The sequence below is a fragment of the Streptomyces sp. NRRL F-5122 genome, from assembly GCF_001507435.1.
Taxonomy (GTDB): domain Bacteria; phylum Actinomycetota; class Actinomycetes; order Streptomycetales; family Streptomycetaceae; genus Streptomyces; species Streptomyces lannensis.
This window is the reverse complement of record NZ_LMWH01000001.1, coordinates 418,827-441,835: the sequence shown is the minus strand read 5'-3', so window position 1 is coordinate 441,835 and position 23,009 is coordinate 418,827. Positions and strand designations below refer to the sequence as shown.

19 protein-coding genes are annotated in these 23,009 nt (G+C 71.2%); 15 read left to right on the top strand and 4 right to left on the bottom strand.

Features of this window, described 5'->3' with window-relative positions; translation table 11 throughout:
- Positions 1-331 precede the first annotated feature (331 nt).
- The 4 genes from ADL25_RS02000 (at position 332) to ADL25_RS01985 (ending at position 3,993) form a co-directional block, all read left to right on the top strand.
- Positions 332-1,579: a glycosyltransferase gene (locus ADL25_RS02000; protein ID WP_059125804.1), complete on the top strand. Its 1,248-nt coding sequence runs from the start codon at positions 332-334 to the stop codon at positions 1,577-1,579.
- Complete coding sequence (locus ADL25_RS01995; protein ID WP_059125803.1) at positions 1,576-2,400, top strand: hypothetical protein; 825 nt, start codon at positions 1,576-1,578, stop codon at positions 2,398-2,400. Before ADL25_RS02000 ends, ADL25_RS01995 begins: the two co-directional genes overlap by 4 nt.
- 50 nt (positions 2,401-2,450) lie before the next feature.
- Positions 2,451-3,452, top strand: a complete 1,002-nt coding sequence (locus tag ADL25_RS01990) for a helix-turn-helix transcriptional regulator (RefSeq protein WP_059125802.1) — start codon at positions 2,451-2,453, stop codon at positions 3,450-3,452.
- Positions 3,453-3,777: 325 nt separating this feature from the next.
- Entirely contained in the window at positions 3,778-3,993 is a 216-nt protein-coding gene (locus ADL25_RS01985; RefSeq protein WP_059125801.1) for an I78 family peptidase inhibitor, read from the top strand.
- A gap of 99 nt (positions 3,994-4,092) precedes the next feature.
- Here ADL25_RS01985 and ADL25_RS01980 read toward each other — a convergent pair whose 3' ends face one another.
- Entirely contained in the window at positions 4,093-5,112 is a 1,020-nt protein-coding gene (locus ADL25_RS01980) for a phosphatase PAP2 family protein (protein ID WP_059125800.1), read from the bottom strand.
- Between the two features lie 238 nt (positions 5,113-5,350).
- Positions 5,351-6,517: a glycosyltransferase family 39 protein gene (locus ADL25_RS01975; RefSeq protein WP_059125799.1), complete on the bottom strand. Its 1,167-nt coding sequence runs from the start codon at positions 6,515-6,517 to the stop codon at positions 5,351-5,353.
- A 258-nt stretch (positions 6,518-6,775) separates the two neighbouring features.
- Here ADL25_RS01975 and ADL25_RS01970 point away from each other — a divergent pair, with 258 nt between their 5' ends.
- Positions 6,776-8,389 (top strand): MFS transporter, encoded by a 1,614-nt coding sequence (locus ADL25_RS01970; protein WP_059125798.1) that lies wholly within the window; start codon positions 6,776-6,778, stop codon positions 8,387-8,389.
- A 132-nt stretch (positions 8,390-8,521) separates the two neighbouring features.
- Positions 8,522-9,712: an acyl-CoA dehydrogenase family protein gene (locus ADL25_RS01965; protein WP_059125797.1), complete on the top strand. Its 1,191-nt coding sequence runs from the start codon at positions 8,522-8,524 to the stop codon at positions 9,710-9,712.
- 39 nt (positions 9,713-9,751) lie between these two features.
- Here the strand turns inward: ADL25_RS01965 and ADL25_RS01960 are convergent, their stop codons facing one another.
- Positions 9,752-10,189, bottom strand: a complete 438-nt coding sequence (locus ADL25_RS01960; RefSeq protein ID WP_059125796.1) for a cell division protein SepF — start codon at positions 10,187-10,189, stop codon at positions 9,752-9,754.
- A 290-nt stretch (positions 10,190-10,479) separates the two neighbouring features.
- Here ADL25_RS01960 and ADL25_RS01955 point away from each other — a divergent pair, with 290 nt between their 5' ends.
- The 7 genes from ADL25_RS01955 to ADL25_RS01925 all read left to right on the top strand — a co-directional run bounded on the left by ADL25_RS01955 (position 10,480) and on the right by ADL25_RS01925 (position 21,005).
- Positions 10,480-11,658 (top strand): DUF5685 family protein, encoded by a 1,179-nt coding sequence (locus ADL25_RS01955; protein ID WP_079050113.1) that lies wholly within the window; start codon positions 10,480-10,482, stop codon positions 11,656-11,658.
- A 305-nt stretch (positions 11,659-11,963) separates the two neighbouring features.
- Complete coding sequence (locus tag ADL25_RS01950; protein WP_059125794.1) at positions 11,964-12,746, top strand: DUF1684 domain-containing protein; 783 nt, start codon at positions 11,964-11,966, stop codon at positions 12,744-12,746.
- Between the two features lie 208 nt (positions 12,747-12,954).
- Entirely contained in the window at positions 12,955-13,857 is a 903-nt protein-coding gene (locus tag ADL25_RS01945; RefSeq protein ID WP_059125793.1) for a S1 family peptidase, read from the top strand.
- Between the two features lie 173 nt (positions 13,858-14,030).
- Positions 14,031-14,936, top strand: coding sequence for a slipin family protein (locus ADL25_RS01940; protein ID WP_059125792.1), 906 nt, complete (start codon positions 14,031-14,033; stop codon positions 14,934-14,936).
- Positions 14,937-15,064: 128 nt separating this feature from the next.
- Positions 15,065-16,294: a S1 family peptidase gene (locus tag ADL25_RS01935; RefSeq protein ID WP_402523654.1), complete on the top strand. Its 1,230-nt coding sequence runs from the start codon at positions 15,065-15,067 to the stop codon at positions 16,292-16,294.
- Between the two features lie 233 nt (positions 16,295-16,527).
- A complete protein-coding gene (locus ADL25_RS01930; protein WP_059125870.1) occupies positions 16,528-20,034 on the top strand; it encodes a DNA polymerase III subunit alpha in 3,507 nt (1,168 codons plus the stop codon).
- Positions 20,031-21,005 carry a DNA polymerase Y family protein gene (locus tag ADL25_RS01925; protein ID WP_059125790.1) on the top strand — a complete coding sequence of 325 codons (975 nt, stop codon included), beginning with the start codon at positions 20,031-20,033 and terminating at the stop codon, positions 21,003-21,005. The genes ADL25_RS01930 and ADL25_RS01925 overlap by 4 nt, the downstream gene beginning before the upstream one ends.
- Positions 21,006-21,008: 3 nt before the next feature.
- On the opposite strand, the gene ADL25_RS01920 is transcribed toward ADL25_RS01925, so the two are convergent.
- The gene (locus ADL25_RS01920; RefSeq protein ID WP_059125789.1) at positions 21,009-21,383 is read right to left on the bottom strand and encodes a cupin domain-containing protein; all 375 of its coding nucleotides are present in this window, start codon (positions 21,381-21,383) and stop codon (positions 21,009-21,011) included.
- An 89-nt stretch (positions 21,384-21,472) separates the two neighbouring features.
- On the opposite strand from ADL25_RS01920, the gene ADL25_RS01915 reads away from it, so the two are divergent.
- Together ADL25_RS01915 and ADL25_RS01910 are read left to right on the top strand one after the other, a co-directional pair.
- Entirely contained in the window at positions 21,473-21,919 is a 447-nt protein-coding gene (locus tag ADL25_RS01915) for a MarR family winged helix-turn-helix transcriptional regulator (RefSeq protein WP_059125788.1), read from the top strand.
- A 193-nt stretch (positions 21,920-22,112) separates the two neighbouring features.
- Complete coding sequence (locus ADL25_RS01910) at positions 22,113-23,006, top strand: esterase/lipase family protein (RefSeq protein WP_059125787.1); 894 nt, start codon at positions 22,113-22,115, stop codon at positions 23,004-23,006.
- Positions 23,007-23,009: the final 3 nt, after the last annotated feature.

Here is a 23,009-nt window from a genome sequence, read left to right as displayed (position 1 = left end):
CGGCCCAGCGCACATGCGGGCGGGGCCACAGGACCTCGGGAGCATGCGACGCCGGCCGGCGGCCGCACCCCGACGACGCGCAGGAGCCGCCCCGCCGTGGCAGTCTGGGAGGACGCGAAGGGCCGAGCCGGCCGGGGCGGACAACAGCGCCCCGCCTCGGCGCACCGCAGCCGGCGTGCGCACCCCTGATGCGTTCCACAGCCGAAAGGTTCCCGCCATCGGCTACCGATGGGGCAACCGTTGCGGCACAACATGGCCAGGCCGCCCAACCGTTCCCCGCACTCCCGGGTCTCACAGAGCGACAGGGGACGGACGAGGAATCCAGGGACGCATGCACATCTCCTTCCTGATACACAACGCGTACGGGATCGGGGGTACGAACCGGACGACGTACAACCTTGCGACCGCACTGGCCGACCAGCACGACGTGGAGATCGTCTCCGTCTTCCGCCACCGCGACGCGCCCGTCTTCGCACCGGACCCGCGCATCCGGCTGCGGTCCCTGGTCGACCTGCGCGCCGACGGCCCCGACCGCGGTCACGGGGAACTGGCGAGGCCCGCGCGGATCTTTCCGCGTGCGGAGGGCCGCTACCAGCAGTACAGCCTCCTCACCGACCGCCGCATCGGTGAGCACCTCGCGTCCACCGAGGCCGACGTGGTCGTCGCCACCCGCCCCGGCCTGAACGTGCACCTGGCCCGCCAGATCCGGCGCGGCCCGCTCCGCGTCGGCCAGGAGCACCTCACCCTCGAGAGCCACTCCAAGGCGCTGCGCCTGGTTCTGCGCGGCGCCTACCCGGATCTCGACGCCTTCACCACGACCACCGAGGCCGACGCCGGCGCGTACCGTGCCCGGATGCGGCTGCCCGGCGTCCGGGTCGAGGCCCTGCCCAATCCGGTGCCCGCGCCGGCCCTCGCGCCCGCCGACGGCTCGGCCCGATGGGTGGTGGCGGCCGGGCGACTCGCCCCCGTCAAACGGTACGACCTGCTGGTCACCGCCTTCGACCGGGTCCGCACCGAACGGCCCGACTGGCGGCTGCGCATCTACGGCGGCGGGGAGCAGGGGGACGAACTGCGCACCCTCGTCGACCGTCTCGGCCTGTACAACCACGTCTATCTCATGGGTCCCGCACACCCCATCGAGCCCGAGTGGGTCAAGGGTTCCATCGCCGCCGTCACCTCACGCACGGAGTCGTTCGGCATGACCATCGTCGAGGCCATGCGCTGCGGACTGCCCGTGGTCTCCACCGACTGCCCGCACGGGCCGCGCGAGATCATCCGCGACGGCGTCGACGGACGCCTCGTCGAGCCGGGCAGCGCCGACTCCGTCGCCAGGGGGCTGCTCGAGCTGATCGACGACGGCGCGCTGCGCCGGCGGATGGCGGCCGCGGCCCTGCGGAACGCCGCGCGGTTCGACCCGTCCCGGATCGCCGAGCGCTACGAGTCGCTGTTCCTGTCCACCGCGCCGCGCGGTATCCGCAGACGTGCCACTCTGCACCGCGCACGGGTGACGCTGCTCGGTGGCGCCCAGGCCGCTTTGGACGCCGGGCGCGGCGCTCTGAGGAAGGGGCGCCCCGCATGATGACCGAGGCCCCCGGGGCCGGCCGTGAGCGCATCGCGGCGCCCCTGCGCGCGGACTGCGTCGCCGACAGCGCGGGCGGGCTGACCTTCGACATCGGGGGCACCGACGACCCGGGCCCCGCCCATCTGCTGCTGCGCCGCCGCGACGGCGACGAGATCGCGCTGCCGCTGACCCCCGCCGAGGGCGGCCGGTTGCGCGCGGCCCTGCCCAGCAGTGTCGACCTGCCCGAGGGCCGCTGGGACGCCTATGCGCAGTTCGCCGAGGGCACCCCCCGGCACCTGACGCCCGGCTGCAACGACCTGCGCTCCCTCGTGGACCGCGCCCCCGGCGAGACGGCACCGAGAATCGCCGTCCGCATCCCGTACCCGACCCGGCAGGGCACCCTCGCCGTCCGCAGCTGGCTGCGTGCCCCGCACGCCGAGGCGGGCGAGCTCCGCATCGGTGAGGGCGAGTTGAGGGTCCGGGGCCGGATGTACGGCACGGGCCTCGCCGAGGACGCCTACGCCGAGGTCCGTGAGCGGGGCGGGCCCCGGTCCGTGCTGCGCGCCGACGTGAGCGGGAGCGCGGCGGACTTCGGCTTCACCGTTCCGTACGCGCCGCTCGCGCCCGGCATCTGGGATCTGTGGCTGCGCCCGGCCGGCGAGCAGGGGCCGCGGGTGCGCCTCGCGCGGCTGCTCGACGACGTCGCGGACAAGAAGCCGGTCTTCCGCTATCCACGGGCCGCGGTGCGGGCGGAACACGGCGCGGTGGAGGCCTGGCCGTACTACACGGTGGACAACGATCTGTCGGTGACCGTCAGCGCCACGGACCGGCCGGCCTGAAACGCCCTTGCGGACAACAGCTGTCCGCAACGGCTGACAGACTCGGGGACATGCTGGAGACCTCGGCACGACTGCTGCGCCTGCTGTCCCTGCTCCAGGCCCACCGCGAATGGTCCGGAGCCGACCTCGCCGAACGCCTCGGAGTCAGCCCGCGCACCGTGCGCCGGGACGTCGACCGGCTGCGGGAACTCGGCTACCCGGTCAACGCCAGCCCGGGTACCGGCGGCGGATACCAGCTCGGTGCGGGGGCCGAACTGCCGCCGCTGCTGCTCGACGACGACGAGGCGGTCGCCGTCGCGGTCGGCCTGCGCACCGCCGCCGGGCAGGGCATCGAGGGGATCGGCGAGACCTCCGTCCGGGCCCTAGCCAAGCTCGAACAGGTCCTGCCGGGCCGGCTGAGGCGCCGGGTGGGCGCCCTGAACGCCTTCACCGTGCCGATGCTGCATCCCCGGTCCTCACCCGTCGACCCGGCCGTTCTGACCGAACTCGCCCACCTGTGCCGGGACACGGAGCGGCTGCGCTTCGAGTACCGCGATCACGAGGGAGCCTCGACCCGCCGGACGGTCGAGCCGCATCGTCTGGTGTGCACCGAGCGCCGCTGGTACCTGGTCGCCTGGGACGTCGACCGCGACGACTGGCGGACGTTCCGTGCCGACCGCATCACCCTGAAGCCGCCGCACGGACCGCGTTTCACCCCGCGCACGCCTCCGGCCGAGGACCTGGCCGCGTATGTGTCGAAGGGCGTCTCCATCGGCGCCTACGCCGCGCAGGCCGCCGTACGGCTGCTGGTGCCCCTTCACGAGGCGGCCGGGCGGATCTCGCCGTCCGCGGGGATCCTGGAGGCGGAGACCGACGGTAGTTGCCTGCTGCTCACCGGGGCTCCCGACCTCGACGTGATGGTGGTTCATGTACTGATGACCGGTTTCGAGTTCGAGGTGCTGGAGCCCGCCGAACTGACCGGGAAGATCACGGCGGCGCGGGAACGGTTGACCCGGGCGCTGGAACGGGGCTCGCGCCGGGACGCCGCGCCGGAGCGAGCCCGGCACGCGTAGGGGGATTCTGTGCTGGATCCGTGTATTTCTTATGCACGGACGGTTGGCGCGGTCGTCTTGAAATCGGAATGAAAAGAGCCGGGAGACCGGAGCGTGTGCCGTGCTATCGGTGGAATATTCGAAACCGTTCGGGCGACGGACGAACAGACTCCGAATTGCGTTCGAAGGGGTGTCCGGTGAGTGCGGAACCCCCCGTACGTGTGACGGTGTTGGGGCCGAAACGCTTGTCGTGATTCTGTGACAGAAGCGTGACCGGAGAGGGATACGCGACATGAGTGGCGGCTGTGGACTTCCACGCCGCGGGACCGCGGCCTAACGTGGCGGCATGGCACCCATTCCCACGCATGGAGCCGAACCCGACGACTCCACCGAGTCGTATGTCGGCCTGGAGGCCGACCGGGCGGAGCGGCTCGCCCGTGAGCGCGGCTGGAGCACGGTCCGCTCCCTTCCGCCGGGCACGATCATCACCATGGAGTACCGGTTCGGGCGGCTGAACTTCGAGGTCGAGGACGGCAGGGTCAGGCGCTGCTGGAAGGGCTGACCGCTCGGGACGTCGATGGCGAAGGCCCCGGCTCGTGCGAGCCGGGGCCTTCGCCGTGCGGGGAGGTCGTGCGTACCGGCCCCGCGGCGTCGCCGGCGCTCAGCCCCCTGCCAGGGGCCGTGCGGGGGTGGTGCCCCGGGAGACCCGGTCCGGATGCTGCGGGCGGCGGCTGCCCACCGGGGTGACCGGCGTGCGCTCCCCCCTGCTCGTGTACGGACCGGGGGCCAGGTAGACCGGCGCCCGGGTCGACCGGGTGACGCCCACCGGCTCCAGGACCTCGGCCTTCGGCTCCGTGGAGTTGCGCGGGGTGAGGACGAGGCTGCCCGCACCGACCGGGGCCGGCGTGGGCACCGGGAGGGCGCTGCTGCTGCGCCTGCGGTCGCGCAGGTCGAGGATGGCCGACTCGGCACGGGCGATCAGCGGCTCGAACCAGGGCAGCGCCAGCAGGATCAGCAGGCCGGCGGCCCAGCCGAGGAGCACGTCGCTCAGCCAGTGCGTACCGAGGTAGACCGTGGTCAGGCCCACGCCGAGGGAGGTCACCGCGGAGATTGCGGAAAGCCAGCGTCTCGCCCGGGGAGTCGAGGCCAGATAGGCCAGGATTCCCCAGGTCACCACGGCGTTCGCGGTGTGTCCCGAAGGAAATATATCGCCGCCGTGCCACATCTCGTTCGATCCGATGACGGTCGCGTAGTGCGGTCCGAGTCGGCCCATCCCGTACTTGGCCGCGCCGACCGTGATGTTGAGCAGAAGCAGCGCGGCCCCCAGCGTGAGCAGGGGGCGGAGGGTGTGCTGGCGCCAGGAGCGCCACCCCAGCCAGGCCGCGACCATCACGGCGGTGGGGCCGCGCTGACCCAGCACCACGTAGTAGTCGAGGAAGGCGTGGATCTGCGGCCACTGCTGGTACGGCCGGAAGAACATGACCTGCCAGTCGAGGCGGACCAGCCACGAGGAAACGACCACGGCCCACACGATCGCCGTGTAGAAGGCGAGAGTTGCCGACAAGAGAACCACCCGGTGGCGGCTCATCCTGGGCACGTCAATGTGGGTCGGTCGTTCCGGCTCACGGTCCAACCGGGCGAAGACCCGGTCCAGACGGCTCAGCTTTCGTTCGGTACGCACTCAATCGACGTTACAGCGAGTGAGGTGCGTACCCCCGCGAATCACCGGGTTTGTGATGACGATGTGATGTGGGATTCCTCTCAACAGCGGGTTTATTTCTGTGGATTCCGTAATCGGGATCCCCCTCGGCCTTCAATTCCTTTGATCGACAAGGGTCCCCGTTTTATGGCCCTTATCTATTCGTTCACCGAATGCTGGTGTGGAATTGGCCGGACGCTCACCGCCCGTCGCCGCATGATCATGGTGGACCGGAGCCGTTCAGCCAGAACGCTCCGTAGACGGCCGATGCCGCTGCGACGCCGCCGAGCACCGCGGCCGACCTGGACGGACGCACCCGGGCGAGGGCGCGGGCCAGGGGCAGCAACAGGGGGAAGGCAGGGAGCAGGAGACGCGGTTTGGAGCCGAAGTAGCTCGACGCGCACAGGGCGAGTGCGGTGACGATCCCGGTGTACACGAGCAGCGGCAGCGGCTGGCGCTGCCGCACGCACACCACGAACAGCCAGACGATCAGTGCCACCCCGATGATCAGTCCCGCTCCGGCCAGTGCCGAGGGGAAGGCGGTGAACTTGCCCGCGACGAAACGGGCGAACGCGTAGCCGCCGTCGAAGCCGTTGCGCCAGCCCGCCTGCACATCGAGATAGCCGAGGGGGCCCTTGCCGGTGCGACGGCCGACCCACAGGACGTAGCCGGCGGCGCCGAGGGGGGCGAGGCCCATGCCCAGCGCCCGGCGCAGGACCGGTACTTCGCGAGCCGGCAGCGTACGCGGGTCGCGTAGGTACGAGGTGATCGCGGCCGCCCAGACCGCGGCGACCACGGCAGCCCCCACCGGACGGGTCAGCCCCGCCAGCGACGCGAGCACCCCCGCCGTCACCCAGCGGCCCCTGAGGACCGCGTACAGCGACCAGGCCGCGAGCGCCGTGAAGAGGGACTCGCTGTAGGCCATCGACTGCACGATCCCGACCGGCAGCACTGCCCACAGCAGGACGGCGCAGAAGCCGGCCCGGCTGCCGTACACATGGTCGGCGACGGCGAAGATCCCCCAGGCCGCCGCGATCGAGGCGAGCGTCGAGACGAGCAGACCGGCGTCGGCGGAGGACAGCGGGGACAGCGCCCCGCCGAGCCGCTCCAGCCAGGGCAGCAGCGGGAAGAACGCGAGATCGGAGTGCACGTCGCCGTTGGGCAGGCGGACCTCGTAGCCGTAGCCCAGCTCGGCGACCCGGGTGTACCAGAGCGAGTCCCAGCGGGCGGTCAGCAGGGTGTGCGGACTGCTGCCGCGTGCCGCGCTCCACAGCGCGAGCGCGACGAGGCCCAGGGCACGGACGGCCACGTATCCCGCCAGAGCGGGGGCGGCCCGGCGCACGGCGCCGGTGGGGGGTGGCGCCGGGCGCGTTCCAAGATCGGTCACGCGCCCGATTATCGACGGCGTACGGAACCGAAGGGCCGCCCGGCATCGTGATGGACCGGGGGGAGGTGGCGTACGCCACACCCTCCGCCCGCGAAGGTGAGAGGTCCGCCACGCGACGCCCGCGGGGACTCGCGTACTCTGACGACTCACTCGCTTCGTTGCGTGGGCCCGGGAACACCCACCTCCCGGTCGCTGCCGCGGGGATGTCCCCACCCCGTGGATTCCGCCGGTGCGAGGGACCATCTGGGAGGTACGTACATGTACGGGACGACCACGGCCTCCGCCGGGCTGCGCCGTCGGGCCCCCGGGGCCGGTGCGAGCCGCTGGGTCGTCCTCGTCGTCCTCTGCGTGAGCCTGCTCCTGGTCGCCGTCGACGCCACCGTGCTGCACGTCGCGATGCCGGCCGTCACCGAGGACCTCAAGCCCAGCGCCGTCGAACTGCTCTGGATCGTCGACACCTATCCGCTGGTCTGCGCCTCGCTGCTGATCCTCTTCGGCACGCTCGGCGACCGGATCGGCCGCAGACGGGTCCTGCTGCTCGGATACGGCCTGTTCGGCATCGCCTCGGGTGCCGCGGCCCTCGCCCAGGACGCACAGGTGCTGATCGGCGCACGGGCCCTGCTGGGCGTCGGCGGGGCGATGATCATGCCTGCGACGCTGTCCATCCTGCGCCATGTCTTCCCCGACCGGCGCGAGCGTGCCCTGGCCATCGGCATCTGGAGCGCCGTGGCCGCGGTGGGCGCCGCGGTCGGGCCGCTGCTCGGCGGCTTCCTGCTGGAGCACTTCTGGTGGGGCTCGGTCTTCCTCATCAACATCCCGCTGATGCTGGTCAGTCTGCCGATCGGGCGGCTGCTGCTGCCGGAGTCGACGGGCGACCCCGACGGCCCCTGGGACGTCGTCGGCGCCCTGATGGCGGCGGCCGGTCTCTTCGGAGCCGTCCTGGGCGTCAAGCGCCTGGGCGGCGGGGAGCCGCCGCTTGACCCCTTCACGCTGCTGCCGCTCGTGCTGGGCGCCGCCCTGCTGGTGGCCTTCGTACGGCGTCAGCGCGGCCGTGCGCATCCGCTGGTGGATCTCCGGATGTTCGCGCGTCCGGCGTTCAGCACCTCGGTCGGCTGCATCGTGCTGGCGATGCTGGCGCTGGTGGGCCTCGAACTGATCGCCGCCCAGTACCTGCAACTGGTGCTGCACCTCTCGCCGCTGCAGACCGGACTGCGGCTGCTGCCGCTGACGTTCGCGGCGATGGCGGCGGGTCTGCTCGGCTCGAAGATGCTCGCCCGCTTCGGCCCCCGGCTCATGGTCGCCTTCGGCTTCTGCCTCACGGCCGGGTCGGTCCTCATGCTGACGGCCATGGGCGGGCGCGACAACGCGACACTCCTGCTGTCCGGCTTCGTCCTGCTGGGCTTCGGTATCGAGACGACGCTCTTCGGGGCCTACGAGTCGATGCTCAGCGAGGCGCCGCACGCGCAGGCGGGCGGTGCCGCGGCGATCGGTGAGACGTCGTACCAACTGGGCGCGGGCATCGGGATAGCGCTGCTGGGCAGTGTGATGAACGCCGCGTATGCGCCCGGTCCGTCCTCGGTGCCGGGGGTGCCCGCCTCCGCGTCCGCGGCCGCCGGTCACTCGCTGGGGGAGGCCTACGAGGTCGCCGACCGGCTGGGCGGCGCGCGGGGCGCGGCCCTGCGCCACGCGGCGCGCGACTCCTTCGTGCACGGCCTGCATGTGACGCTCCTGGTCAGTGCCGGGCTGTTGCTGCTGGGAGCGGTCATGGCACTGCGGCTGCCCCGGGTCATGAACTGCGAACCGCCGCCCGCGCCCGGCCCTGCCGCGGTACCCGCGCCGCGGGAGGCCGCGGACTCCCGCGTTTCGGCCTGACGGGCCCGGGCGACCGGGCGTGACCGCCGTCACCCGGCGCCCGATACTGGACGTGCGGCCCGGGGCGTCGTACCGTCGGGCCGTCCGGTTCGGTTAGCGCTGCTAGTTTTCAGTGTCACGGAGGCTGTCCCCATGTCCGCGTCCTCGACGTTGCCGCCCTTCGACCCCGCCGATCCGCTGGGGCTCGACGACCTGCTGGACGACGAGGACCTGTCCATCCGCAACGCCGTTCGGACCTGGGCGGCCGACCGCGTGCTGCCGTACGTCGCCGACTGGTACGAGAAGGGGGAGCTGCCGCAGATCCGGGAGCTCGCCAAGGAGCTGGGATCCCTCGGCGCCCTCGGCATGTCGCTCGACGGTTACGGGTGTGCCGGGGCGAGCGCGGTGCAGTACGGACTCGCCTGCCTGGAACTGGAGGCCGCCGACTCGGGCATCCGGTCCCTGGTCTCCGTCCAGGGGTCCCTCGCGATGTACGCCCTGCACCGGTTCGGGAGCGAGGAGCAGAAGCAGCAGTGGCTGCCCGGGATGGCGGCCGGCGAGATCATCGGGTGCTTCGGGCTCACCGAACCCGACCACGGCTCCGACCCCGCCTCGATGCGCACCTACGCCAAGCGCGACGGCAAGGACTGGGTGCTCAACGGCCGCAAGATGTGGATCACCAACGGCTCGGTCGCGGGCGTCGCGGTGGTCTGGGCCCGGACCGACGAAGGGGTACGCGGCTTTGTCGTCCCGGCCGCAAGCCCCGGCTTCTCCGCGCCCGAGATCCGGCACAAGTGGTCCCTGCGGGCCTCCGTCACCAGCGAGTTGGTCCTCGACGACGTGCGGCTGCCCGCCGACGCCGTGCTGCCCGCGGTGGTCGGCCTCAAGGGACCGCTCAGCTGTCTGTCCCACGCCCGGTACGGGATCGTGTGGGGTGCCATGGGGGCGGCGCGGTCCTGCTTCGAGACCGCCGTCGAGTACGCCAAGAGCCGGGAACAGTTCGGCAGGCCCATCGGCGGGTTCCAGCTCACCCAGGCGAAGCTCGCCGACATGGCGGTCGAACTGCACAAGGGGATTCTGCTCGCCCACCATCTGGGGCGGCGCATGGACGCCGGGCGGCTGCGTCCGGAGCAGGTCAGCTTCGGCAAGCTCAACAACGTGCGGGAGGCCATCGAGATCTGCCGCACCGCGCGCACGATCCTCGGCGCCAACGGGATCTCCCTGGAGTACCCCGTGATGCGGCACGCCACCAACCTGGAGTCCGTGCTCACCTACGAGGGCACGGTCGAGATGCACCAGCTCGTGCTGGGCAAGGCGCTCACCGGGCTCGACGCCTTCCGGTGACCGGGCCCGAAGCGGGCAGGGCCGGCGAGCGGCCCTGCCTCAGCTCTGGTTGAAGAATCCGTCGGGCCGCCGGCTCGCGGCGTCGCCGCTGACGATCTCCGTGTTCGCGGGGGTCAGCAGGAAGACCCGGTTGGAGACGCGGTCGATCGAACCCCGAAGGCCGAAGATCAGGCCGGCGGCGAAGTCCACCACGCGCTTGGCGTCGGCGCCCTCCATGTTCGTGAGGTTCATGATGACGGGGACGCCGTCCCGGAAGAGCTCACCGATGGCGCGGGCGTCCCGGAAGCTGTCCGGGGTGACCGTGCCGATCCGGCGTCCCTTCTCCTCCGCCGTGTCGGTGGCGACCTTCACGCGCGGGTCGGTCACCCAGGCGTCGCCGTGCTCCTGGCCCTCGGCGTAGTCGTCGTCGTAGTAACGCTCGTCATCGTTGTCGTCGACGAGGCCGAGCCAGGCACTCGCCTTGCGTACAGATCCCATGGACGCCTCCTCTCACAGCGGTCTTTCTAGCTTTCCGCAACCCCATGGTCGTCCATGATGCGGATGTAGCGCCAAGTGGATAGACGCCGCGCGGGGGTTTCGTGACGGTACTGGTGCACAGCCAATACGTCGAGAGCCCGTGTACCCCAAGGCTTGGCACACATATGGCTGCTGACGGAGAGTGAAATAATATCGTCGTCGGCGTTCGGGTGGCGGTCGGTGCGTACGGGTGAACGAAGTGGCAGATAGGCTGCCGCAGCTCAACGTCGAACGAGCCACGGGGGAGTGTCGTGTTCGGAATGGTCCGGCCCTGCCGTCACCGATTGAGTGAAGGTCTGAGAACACAGTGGATGGCACATCTGTGCGGGCTGTGTCTCGCGCTTCGCGGAGACCACGGGCAGCTGGCCCGGGTCGTCACCAACTACGACGGCCTGCTGGTCTCGGTCCTGACGGAGGCTCAGGCGGAGCGGACCACGGGACGGCGGCGCACGGCAGGGCCCTGTCCGCTGCGGGGCATGCGCACCGCCTCCGTGGCGCACGGTGAGGGGGCGCGGCTCGCGGCCGCCGTGTCGCTGGTGCTCGCCTCCGCCAAGGTGCGCGATCACATGGCCGACGGGGACGGGATGCTGGCCCGCCGGCCGGTGGCGTTCGCCGCCCGCCGGGTAGCCCTGAGCTGGGGCAGGGCCGGTGCCCGCACCGGCTCCGACATCGGGTTCGACACCGACGTGCTCGTGGACGCGGTGGAGCGGCAGCTCGGGATCGAGACGCTCGCCGGCCCGGGCACTTCGATACTGAACGTCACCGAGCCCACCGAGACGGCCACGGCCGCGGCCTTCGCGTACACCGCGGTGCTGGCCGGGCGGCCCGGCAACGCGGAGGCGCTCGCCGAGGTGGGCCGGCTGTTCGGGCGGCTCGCCCATCTGCTCGACGCCGTGGAGGACAGGGAGGCCGACGCCGCGTCGGGCTCCTGGAACCCGCTGACGGCGACCGGGACGTCCCTGGCCGAGGCCCGCCGCCTCGCCGACGACGCGCTGCACGGCATTCGGCTCGCACTGCGCGAAGTGGCCTTCACCGACGGCCGGCTCGCGCATGTCCTGCTCGCCCACGAACTACGGAACTCCGTCGACCGGGCCTTCGGTACGACCTCCTGCTCGCACGCGCCCGAACTGTTCGGACCGCCTCCCTCCGGGCCGTACGCGCCCGGCGGCCCCGGAGGCCCGGCAGGGCCCCCGCCCCCGGAACCGCCCCGCCGCGACCGCCGCGGGCTGATCGCGGGCTGCGCCGTGTGGCTCGGGCTCGCCTGCACCTGCCAACTCTGCTGCGGAACCTACGAGGATCCCTGGACCCGGGAACGCAAGGACGCGGCCTGCCAGGACTGCGGGGACTGCTGCGACTGCTGTGACTGCTGCGGCAACTGCTGCAGTGGGTGCGATGGTTGCGACTGCTGCGACTGCGGCTGCGACTGCTGACTCCGAAGCGGCGTACCCGCACGCCGGCCCGATGGCGGCGGGGCCTGCCCGGCGAGGAGGAGCAACCGTCCGACGGACCGTCACCGGGGTCGCGGCCGGGACTCCTTCGCCGACGCGGGTTCGTCCGGACGGACGCGGCCGATGGGTTCATCCTCGTGTGCCGTCCCACCCGGGGCGCGCACGTCGAGTTCGTGGCCGGGGCGTGCCGTTGATCCGGAGCGGGGCGCCCCGCACGCGGAATACACGGGCACCACGATGCGCTCGCATCTCGGACCTGCGGATTTCCGTGTGGAAGGGTTGATCGCATGACGACGGACGCATCCGACGAGTGGAAGCAGTGGCACGAGCACCGCACCGCGCGGGTGTCGGGGCCCTACGGACCGCTCGCGCTGACCGGCACCTACTGGCTGGAGGACCATCCGGAAGGACGGATCCCGGAAGTTCCCGGGCAGTGGACGCAGGACGGTGACGCGGTGGTGCTGACGGCCGCCGAGGAGGACGGACTTACCGTCGACGGAGTGCCGTTCACGGGCAAGGTCCGCCTCGAGGCCGACCGGGGACCCGCGACCGCCGCCCGTGTCGGGGCGGGTGAGCGCCGCCTGGTCGTCCTCGTTCGCGAGGGCGTGTGGGGTGTGCGCGACTACGACCCCGGCTCCCCGGGCCGCCGGGCCTTCAAGGGGATCGACGCCACGCCGTACGATCCGCGCTGGTCGCTCGAGGGACATTTCACCCCGTACGGCGAGCACCGCACCGTACGTGTCGAGAGCGCCGACGGGCGTCACCGCGGGCTCGGCCTCGGCGGTGTGCTCGCCTTCACGCTCGACGGGCAGGATCTCACCCTTCAGGTCTCGGTCGAGGACGACGGCTCGCTGTGGGCCGTCTTCGCCGACACCACCAGCGGGGACGGCAGTTACCCCTTCCGGTTCCTGCGGCCGCCGGCGCCCGACGCCGAGGGACGTACGACGGTCGATTTCAACCGGGCACTGCTGCCCCCGTGCGCGTTCGCCGACCACTTCGTCTGCCCGTTCCCGCCGCCCGGCAACACGCTGGCCGCCGCGGTCGAGGCGGGGGAGCGGACCCTGCTGTAGAAGGTCCGTCAATCTCCCCGGTCATCTGTAAGTTGAAGGCCGTACGGCCGAAAGCCGCCCTTGCGCCGGTCGGTCGTACGGCCGAATACTCCCCCTCAGCGCTTGTCAGGGCCACGACTTGTCCGGAATCCGGGCAGGCCGTCCTTGGCTGCGCCTCACGGGCCCCAACCCCACGTGGGCCCCCGACTTCCCTTGGAGGGAACGAAAAGTGAGGATCAAGCGCACCACCCCCACCAGCGGCATCGCGAGACGGACCCGGCTGATCGCCGTGGCCACCGGATTCGTGGCCGCTGCCGCGATCGCGGTCCCCAACGCGAACGCGAGCGACGCCCGGACCTTCAGCACCAACCAGCTCACCCAGGTGAGGGACTCGGTGCTCAAGTCCGATGTCGCAGGCACCGCCTGGGCCGTCGACCCCACGACGAACCGCGTGGTCGTCACCGTCGACAGCACGGTCTCCAAGGCCGAGATCGCGAAGATCAGGGAGGAGGCCGGAGGCAACGCCGGCGCCCTCACGATCAAGCACACCTCGGGCAAGTTCAACAAGCTGATCTCCGGTGGCGACGCGATCTATGCGAGTAGCTGGCGCTGCTCCCTGGGCTTCAACGTCCAGGACTCCAGCGGGAACTACTACTTCCTGACCGCGGGCCACTGCACCGACGGCGCGGGCACCTGGTGGTCGAACTCCTCGCACACCACCACGCTCGGCACCACGGCCGGCTCCTCCTTCCCCGGCAACGACTACGGCATCGTGCGCTACACCAACACCTCGGTGACCAAGTCGGGTGCCGTGGGCAGCCAGGACATCACCAGTGCGGCCACGCCCTCGGTCGGCACCACCGTCTACCGCCGCGGCTCCACGACCGGGACGCACAGCGGCCGGGTCACCGCGCTCAACGCGACGGTCAACTACGGTGGCGGCGACGTCGTCAGCGGCCTCATCCAGACCACGGTCTGCGCCGAGCCGGGTGACTCCGGTGGCCCGCTGTACGGCGGTTCCACCGCCTACGGTCTGACCTCCGGCGGCAGCGGCAACTGCACCTCCGGTGGTACGACCTTCTTCCAGCCGGTCACCGAGGCCCTCAGCGCCTACGGGGTCCACGTCTTCTGACGCGATCCCGAACCGCACACCCGATCTGCAGCCGGCAGGAGGGGAGCCCTCGCACGCAACTCCGCGTGCGGGGGCTCCCCTTTGCCCGCTCGGCGGAGTTACCGTCGAAGGGCACGTGGCAGGTTCGCGTGCACTCCCCTGAGCACGCCCACTTCGGACCCTGGGGGGCCGACATGGTCGAGGAGCTGGTGACGGCGGGGGTGGCCCTCGCGTCCGTCGGGGTCGTCTACGTGGCGGCGGCGGCCCGGGTCGTCAAACAATACGAACGGGGAGTGGTGTTCCGCCTCGGGCGGCTCAGGCCCGAGGTCCGGGGGCCCGGCCTCACGATGATCGTGCCCCTCGTGGACCGGCTCCGCAGGGTGAATCTGCAGATCGTGACGATGCCGGTGCCCGCGCAGGAGGGCATCACCAGGGACAACGTCACGGTGCGCGTGGACGCCGTCGTCTACTTCAAGGTGACCTCACCCGCCGAGGCGATAGTCCGGGTCGAGGACTACCGGTTCGCCGTACTGCAGATGGCGCAGACCTCGCTGAGGTCGATCATCGGCAAGAGTGAACTCGACGATCTGCTCTCCAGCCGTGAGAAGCTCAACCAGGGTCTGGAGCTGATGATCGACAGCCCGGCGGTGGAGTGGGGCGTCACCATCGACCGCGTCGAGATCAAGGACGTCTCGCTGCCGGAGACGATGAAGCGGTCCATGGCCCGGCAGGCCGAGGCCGACCGCGAGCGGCGGGCCCGTGTCATCAACGCCGACGCGGAACTGCAGGCGTCCAGGAAGCTGGCGGAGGCGGCCCAGCAGATGGCCGCGACACCCGCCGCGCTGCAACTGCGGCTGCTGCAGACCGTGGTGGCGGTCGCCGCGGAGAAGAACTCCACCCTCGTCCTGCCCTTCCCGGTGGAACTGCTGCGGTTCCTGGAGCGGGCCCAGCAGCCGGTGGCGGCGCCCCCCGAACAGCAGGCGCCGGCGCCCCCGCCGCCGTCGGCCGCGACCGGTGAGCAATCGGTGCAGGAGCAACTCCCCGCCGCCGCGACCGACCTGGAATCGGAACCCGAGGGGTCGAATTCAAGACAGGACTAGACCTCGCGGCCGGCAGAGGGATAACCCTCGCATGGCATTTGCAGCGGGAATCGAACCGGAGGGGAACAGGCATGGTCAAGCGGCAGGGGGCGCACATTCGTTGACCTGCGCGCGTCCTGAAGTCGACCTTGTGTGCCCCCTGTGGGCGTCGGAATAGTGGGCTCCGCACGGTGGGTACGGACGCGGCTCATTCGGTGTACCGCCTTCGTGCCCCTACGCCTTCCGGTCGCGGCGGTCCCCACAACCTCCGCGACCGACCCCCCACAGGAGGACGTGAGTTGAAGCACCGACGCATATCCGGGCGGCGGGCCGCCATGGCAGGCGGGGCTGTCGCCGCACTGATCGCAGCGGGCGTCACCTTCCAGAATGCGAACGCGAGCGAGGCGCCGAAGACCGGGACGCCTCGCACTCTCTCGGCCGAAGCGGCCGGAAAGCTCGCCTCGACGCTCGGTCAGGACCTGGGTTCCGGCGCGGCCGGAACGTATTACGACGCGAAGACGAAGCAGCTCGTCGTCAATGTGCTCGACGAGTCCGCCGCGCAGTCCGCCCGGACGGCCGGCGCCACGGCCAGAATCGTCCAGAACTCCCTGGCCGAGCTGGCGGGCGCCCGCACCACGCTCAAGAAGGACGCGACCATCCCGGGCACCTCATGGGCGACCGACCCGAGGACCAACAAGGTCGTCGTCACGGCCGACAGCACCGTCTCGAAGGCCGAGTGGGCCAAGCTCTCCAAGGTGGTCGACGGGCTCGGCGGGAAGGCCGAGATCAAGCGCTCGCCGGGTGAGTTCAAGCCCTTCGTCGCGGGCGGCGACGCCATCACCGGCTCCGGCGGGCGCTGCTCGCTCGGCTTCAACGTGGTCAAGGGCGGCCAGCCGTACTTCATCACCGCCGGACACTGCACCGAGGCCATCTCCAGCTGGTCGGACTCCAGTGGCAACGTGATCGGCCAGAACGAGCAGTCCAGCTTCCCGGGCAACGACTTCGGCCTGGTCAAATACACGGCGGAGGTCGACCACCCGAGCGCGGTCGACCTCTACAACGGCTCCACGCAAGCGATCACCAAGGCGGGTGACGCGACCGTCGGCGAGAAGGTGACGCGCAGCGGCTCGACCACCCAGGTGCACTCCGGCACGGTCACCGGTCTGGACGCCACCGTGAACTACGCGGAGGGCACGGTCAGCGGCCTCATCCAGACCGACGTCTGCGCCGAGCCCGGTGACAGCGGCGGTTCGCTCTTCGACGGTGACACCGCGATCGGCCTCACCTCGGGTGGCAGCGGTGACTGCACCTCGGGCGGCGAGACCTTCTTCCAGCCGGTCACCGAGGCGCTTTCGGCCTTCGGCGCCCAGATCGGCTGATCTCCCGCGGCCCGACGGAGTCCCGCTCCCGGATTGTCCGGGGGCGGGACTTTTCCATGGGCCGGTCCGGCCGGTCTCTCCCCGGGGCGGACGGCCCGGTCGGCGTTCGCCCAGGTGGGGGAGGCTCGAACAGATGTCGCACGACAGTTCGAAAGTTGGTTTATGGTGGGAGCGGGGGATGGGAACGAACGTTCGAGAGCCGTATGCGGGGCTCACGGGTACGGGAGGTGCGTGTGCCGGGATTCACGCATCTGCACACCGTCTCAGGGTTCTCCATGCGATACGGCGCCTCGCATCCGGAGCGGCTGGCCGAGCGCGCCGGTGAGCTGGGCATGGACGCCCTGGCGCTCACCGACCGGGACACCGTCGCGGGCACGGTCCGGTTCGCCAAGGCCTGCGCGGCGGCGGGCGTCCGGCCGCTGTTCGGAGTGGAACTCGCGGTGACGGAGCCCGAGCCGACCCGGCGCACGGGGGTTCTGCCGGTCCATGGGGGTCCCGTCGAGCGAACGGGGGAGGAGCCGGAAGCCCGGGGGAGGCGCCGTGCCCCGGTGCGCGGGGGTGCCTTCATCGACGAGTCGACACCACGTGTGACCTTCCTCGCCCGGGACGGCGCCCGCGGCTGGGCCGATCTGTGCCGGCTCGTCACCGCCGCCCATTCTCCCGAGTCCCTGTCCCCGGGCACCCCGCTGCTGCCCTGGGCCGACAACCACGCCGACGGTCTGACCGTCCTGCTCGGCCCCGCCTCCGACGTGGGCCGCGCCCTGGCCGCGGGACGACCGGACCGTGCGGCGAGGCTCCTCGCACCCTGGCGTGAGGTCTACGGCGACGCCCTGCGCCTTGAGGCCGTCTGGCACGGCCGCACGGGTACCGGACCGGGCTCGCTGCGGCTGGCCGCCCGCACCCTCGGATTCGCCGCCGAGCAGGGAGTACGCCCTGTGCTCAGCAATGCCGTGCGGTACGCGGACCCCGGTCTCGGCCCGGTCGCCGATGTCCTGGACGCCGCACGCCGCCTCGTCCCCGTCGACCCCGCCAAGGAACTGGACTCCGGAGAGGCCTGGCTCAAGGACGCACCGGCCATGCTCCGGGTCGCCGAACGGATCGTCGAGGCCGCGGGCTACCGGCGCGACACCGCACACCGTCTGCTGGAGCAGACCCGGGACACCGCCGCCGAGTGCGTGGTCGACCCCGAGGACGACCTCGGCATCGGCACCGTCCACTTCCCCGAGGCCCATCTCGTGGGCGCCGGCCACCGCACCGCCCAGCGTGCGCTCGCCTCCCGGGCGGCGGCGGGCATGGTGCTGCGCGGCTACGGCGCCCGGCGCGCCTACTGGGAGCGGATGCACGAGGAACTGGACGTCATCGCCCACCACGGTTTCGCCTCCTACTTCCTCACGGTCGCCCAGGTGGTCGACGACGTACGGAGCATGGGCATCCGGGTCGCAGCGCGCGGCTCGGGCGCGGGTTCCCTCGTCAACCACCTCCTCGGCATCGCGCACGCCGACCCGGTCGAGCACGGGCTCCTGATGGAGCGTTTCCTGTCCAAGCGCCGCCTGGCCCTGCCCGACATCGACATCGACGTCGAATCCGCCCGTCGTCTCGAGGTCTACCGCGCGATCATCGACCGTTTCGGGACCGCGCGGGTCGCGACGGTCGCGATGCCGGAGACCTACCGTGTCCGCCACGCGATCCGCGACGTGGGCGCGGCCCTGTCCATGGACCCGGCCGACATCGACCGCATCGCCAAGTCCTTCCCGCACATCCGGGCCCGCGACGCCCGCGCGGCCCTCGACGAACTGCCCGAACTCAAGCCCCTGGCCGCGGAGCGGGAGAAGTACGGAAACTTCTGGGAACTGGTGGAGGCCCTCGACGCCCTTCCGCGCGGAATCGCCATGCACCCGTGCGGGGTGCTGCTCTCCGACGCCTCCCTCCTCGCCCGTACACCGGTCGTGCCGACCAGCGGCGAGGGCTTCCCGATGTCGCAGTTCGACAAGGACGACGTCGAGGAGCTCGGACTGCTCAAACTCGACGTGCTCGGGGTACGGATGCAGTCCGCGATGGCGCACGCGGTCGCGGAGGTGCAGCGGACGACGGGGGAGCGCCTCGACCTCGACGCCGTCGAGCCGGGCGACCCGGAGACGTACCGCCTCATCCGCACCGCCGAGACGCTGGGCTGCTTCCAGATCGAGTCGCCGGGCCAGCGGGACCTGGTCGGGCGGCTCCAGCCGGCCGACTTCCACGACCTCGTCGTCGACATCTCGCTGTTCCGGCCGGGGCCGGTCGCGGCCGACATGGTGCGGCCGTTCATCGACGCGCGGCACGGGCGGGCGCCCGTCCGTTACCCGCACCCCGACCTGGAGGGGCCGCTGAAGGAGACGTACGGCGTCGTCGTCTTCCACGAGCAGATCATCCACATCCTGGACATCATGACCGGCTGCGGACGGGACGAGGCGGACCGGGTGCGGCGCGGGCTGTCCGAACCGGAGTCGCAGGGACGGATCCGGGTCTGGTTCGCCCAGCAGGCGGCGGCGAACGGATACAACGCAGAAACGATTCAGCGCACTTGGGAGATCGTCGAGGCGTTCGGCTCGTACGGCTTCTGCAAGGCGCACGCGGTCGCCTTCGCCGTGCCGACGTACCAGTCGGCGTGGCTGAAGGCCCATCACCCGGCCGCCTTCTACGCGGGACTGCTCACGCACGATCCCGGGATGTACCCGAAGCGGCTGCTGCTTGCGGACGCGCGGCGCCGAGGGGTGCCGATCCTGTCGCTGGACGTGAACAGGTCGGGTGTCGCTCATCGCATCGAACTGGTTTCTGAATCAACTGATTCCACCGGCCGCTGGGGGCTCCGGCTCGCGCTCTGCGACGTCCACGGCATCAGCGAGGCCGAAGCGCAGCGGATCGAGGCCGGGCAGCCGTACGCCTCCCTGCTCGACTTCTGGGAACGGGCCCGGCCGAGCCGTCCCCTTGCGCAGCGGCTCGCGCAGGTCGGTGCGCTGGACGGGTTCGGCGCCAACCGCCGCGACCTGCAACTGCATCTGACCGAACTCCACCGGGGTGCCCGGGGCGCGGGCGGGGGCCAGCTCCCCCTGGCCGGGGGACGGAGGACGGCCTCGGCGGGGCTGCCCGACCTCTCCGCGGCGGAGCGGCTCAGTGCCGAACTGGGCGTGCTCTCCATGGACGCCTCGCACAATCTGATGGACGACCACCGGGCGTTCCTCGACGAACTGGGCGTGGTGCCGGCGCACCGGCTGCGCTCGGCACGGCACGGGGAGACGGTACTGGTCGCGGGTGCCAAGGCGGCCACCCAGACCCCGCCCATCCGCTCCGGCAAGCGGGTCATCTTCACCACCCTCGACGACGGTACGGGCCTGGTCGACCTCGCCTTCTTCGACGACTCCCACGACGCCTGCGCCCACACCGTCTTCCACTCCTGGCTGCTGCTGGTGCGCGGGGTGGTGCAGCGAAGGGGGCCGCGCAGTCTCAGCGTGGTGGGCGCCGCCGCCTGGAACCTCGCCGAACTGGTCGAACTGCGTGCCGAGGGCGGCCTCGACATGGTGGCGGAGCGGCTGGCGGTACCCGCCCCGCATCAGCAGGACGGTGACGGCGACGCGGCGAAGGGCCGCCGTATCCGTATGGCCACGGGGTACGAGATGAACCCCTGGTCCGATCTGCGTCCCGCGGGCGAAGGCCCCGCGGGTGGGAAGAAGTTGTGGCACCAGAGTCCGGGGAGTGCGGGATGACCATCCTCTGCGTACGTTTCCAGCTGGCTCCGATGTACGAGGCGGCCCTGCCGGGGCTGCTCGGACTCCTGGAGGAGTTCACACCCGTCGTCGAGGCGCTCCCGCCGGACGGGGCGCTGGCCGATCTGCGGGGCGCCGGACGGTACTTCGGCCGGGACACCGCCGAACTGGCCACGGTGATCCGGGTACGCGCCCTCGCGCACCACGGGGTCGACTGCGCGATCGGGGCCGGACCCGGGCCGATGCTGGCCCGCATGGCGCTGCGGGAGGCGGCGCCCGGGACGATCCGTCTGGTGCCCGAAGGGCGCACGGCGGCCGCGGAGTTCCTGGCCGGCCTGCCCGTCGGGGCGCTGCCCCGGGTCGGTGCCGTGACCGCCCGCACCCTGTGCGAGTACGGGCTCGACACCGTCGGCAAGGTCGCCGGAGCACCGCTGTCCACGGTGCAGCGGCTCGTCGGCGCCCGGGCCGGCCGTGAACTGCACGAGAAGGCGAACGGCGTCGACCGGGGCCGGGTCGTGCCGAACGGGGTCTCCCGCTCCCTCGTGGCCGAACGCCCCTTCACCCGTGACGAGCTGGACCCCGACCGGCACCGGCGCGCACTGCTGTCGGCCGCCGAGGAACTGGGCTCACGGCTGCGCAATGTGGGCCGGGTGTGCGGTGCGCTCACCCTCACCACGCGCTATGCCGACAGGTCCTCGACGACCCGCAGCCGCACCCTCGCCGAGCCGACCGCGCACTCCGCCGCGCTCACCACCGAGGCGTACCGCTTGTACGAGGCGCTGGGTCTGCAGCGCGCCCGGGTGCGTGCGCTCGTCCTGCGCGCCGAAGGCCTGACCCCCGCCGAACAGGCGTCCCGTCAGCTCACCTTCGACCCCGTGGACGACAAGGTCCGCAGGATCGAGGAGGTCGCGGACCGCGCGCGAGCGAGGTTCGGGCCGCGCGCCGTGATGCCCGGGACGCTGGCCGCGTAGGCGTCAGCGCGCCCATGGGGGAGTGAGCCGCGTGCCGTCGGCCAGTTGCGCCTCCAGCCCGATGGAGGTGGTGACCCAGGAGACGGCGACCTCGCCCGTCGGGTTCTCGATGCCCAGGGTCGTACCGGGATTGACGATCACCGTGTCGCCCGCGGTGATCCGTTCGGTGCGGCCGTCGAGCGTGATGAGCAGCTCACCGTCGAGCAGGTGGAAGATCTCCTCCCGGTCGACGGTGTGCAGGGGTGCGCGGGTGCCCGCGGGGATCTCCCCGCGCCAGGCGCACAGCTCCCTGCTGCCGGTCAGGGAGGTGGCGTACGAGACGAAACGGGCACCGTGCATCTCGTGCGTGACGGCCTCGGACGAGCGGACGACAGGCATGGATGTCTCCTTCCGAAATGGTCAAGCTGCTTGACCATAACTATGGTCAAGCAGCTTGACCACCGGGTCAAGGGTGTTTCAATGCCCGGGTGCAGAACTCCGAAGCCATGGCCCTGTCCGTCGCCCTGCTCGCCGTCGCCGGCGAACTGACACAACGCATCAACGACGGTGTCGTCGCGCGCGGCTTCGAGGGGATGCGGCCCGCGCACGGTTTCGCGTTCGCCCGGCTCGCCCCGGACGGCGCCACCGTGACGGAGCTGGCCGCCCATCTCGGGGTGACCAAGCAGGCGGCGAGTCAGCTCGTCGACGAGATCGTGTGCAAGGGGTACGCGGAGCGGCGTCCGCATCCCGGGGACGCGCGGGCCCGGCTGGTCGTGCTGACGGAGCGCGGCTGGGCCTGCACCCGGGCCGCCGAGGAGGCCGCGGCGGAGGCCGTACGGCCGTGGGCGGAGTTGCTGGGGGCCGCCGAAATCCGTTCACTGCGACGTCAGTTGCTGCGTATCGCACCCTATGGGCCGATCAAGCCCGCCTGGTGACGAGACATCACATACGCCTGGACCATTACCAGGAACCCCGGCTGTACGAGGGTACATCGAAAATTTTTTACTGACGCGTAACTTCACAGTTGTCCTACTCGTTCGTAACTTGACGAGTGAACAGCATCCCGTGATCCGGATCGCAGGGGCGCAAGGCCGTCGTACCTCCCCCGAGCCGCAAGGAGATCACCCGATGCTGCCCTGGAAACGCCTGTTCAGACCGCTCGCAGCACTCCTGCTGACGACCGCGGTCGCCGTCGTCCCCGCCGCCGGAGCGCAGGCCGCCGCGCCGAGCAGGGCTCCCTCGCTCCAGCAGAGTCAAGCGTCCGCGAGCGGCTGGAACGACTACTCCTGCAAGCCGTCCGCCGCCCACCCCCGCCCCGTCGTCCTCGTCCACGGCACCTTCGCCAACTCCGTCGACAACTGGCTCGCCCTCGCCCCCTACCTGGAGGACCGCGGGTACTGCGTCTTCTCCCTGGACTACGGCAAGTTGCCGGGCGTCCCGTTGTTCTACGGACTCGGCCCCATCGCCGACTCCGCCGGACAGCTCAGTGCCTTCGTCGACAAGGTGCTCGCCGCGACCGGTTCCGCCGAGGTCGACATCGTCGGGCATTCGCAGGGCGGCATGATGCCCCGCTACTACCTCAAGTTCCTGGGTGGCGCGGCCAAGGTGAACGCCCTCGTCGGCATCGCGCCCGACAACCACGGCACCACCCTGAACGGGCTCACCAACCTGCTGCCCTACTTCCCCGGCGCCGAGGACCTGCTCTCCAGCGCCACCCCCGGCCTCGCCGACCAGGTGGCCGGCTCGGCGTTCCTGACCAAACTCAACGCGGGCGGCGACACCGTGCCCGGAGTCCACTACACGGTCATCGCCACCAAGTACGACGAGGTGGTGACGCCCTACAGTTCGCAGTTCCTCAGCGGATCCGACGTCCACAACGTCCTGCTGCAGAACCTGTGCGTGCTCGACCTCTCCGAACATGTGCTGATCGGGCTGACCGACCGGATCGCCTTCCATGAGGTGGCCAACGCCCTCGACCCGGCGCACGCCACCCCGACCACCTGCGCGTCCGCCTTCAGCTGACGC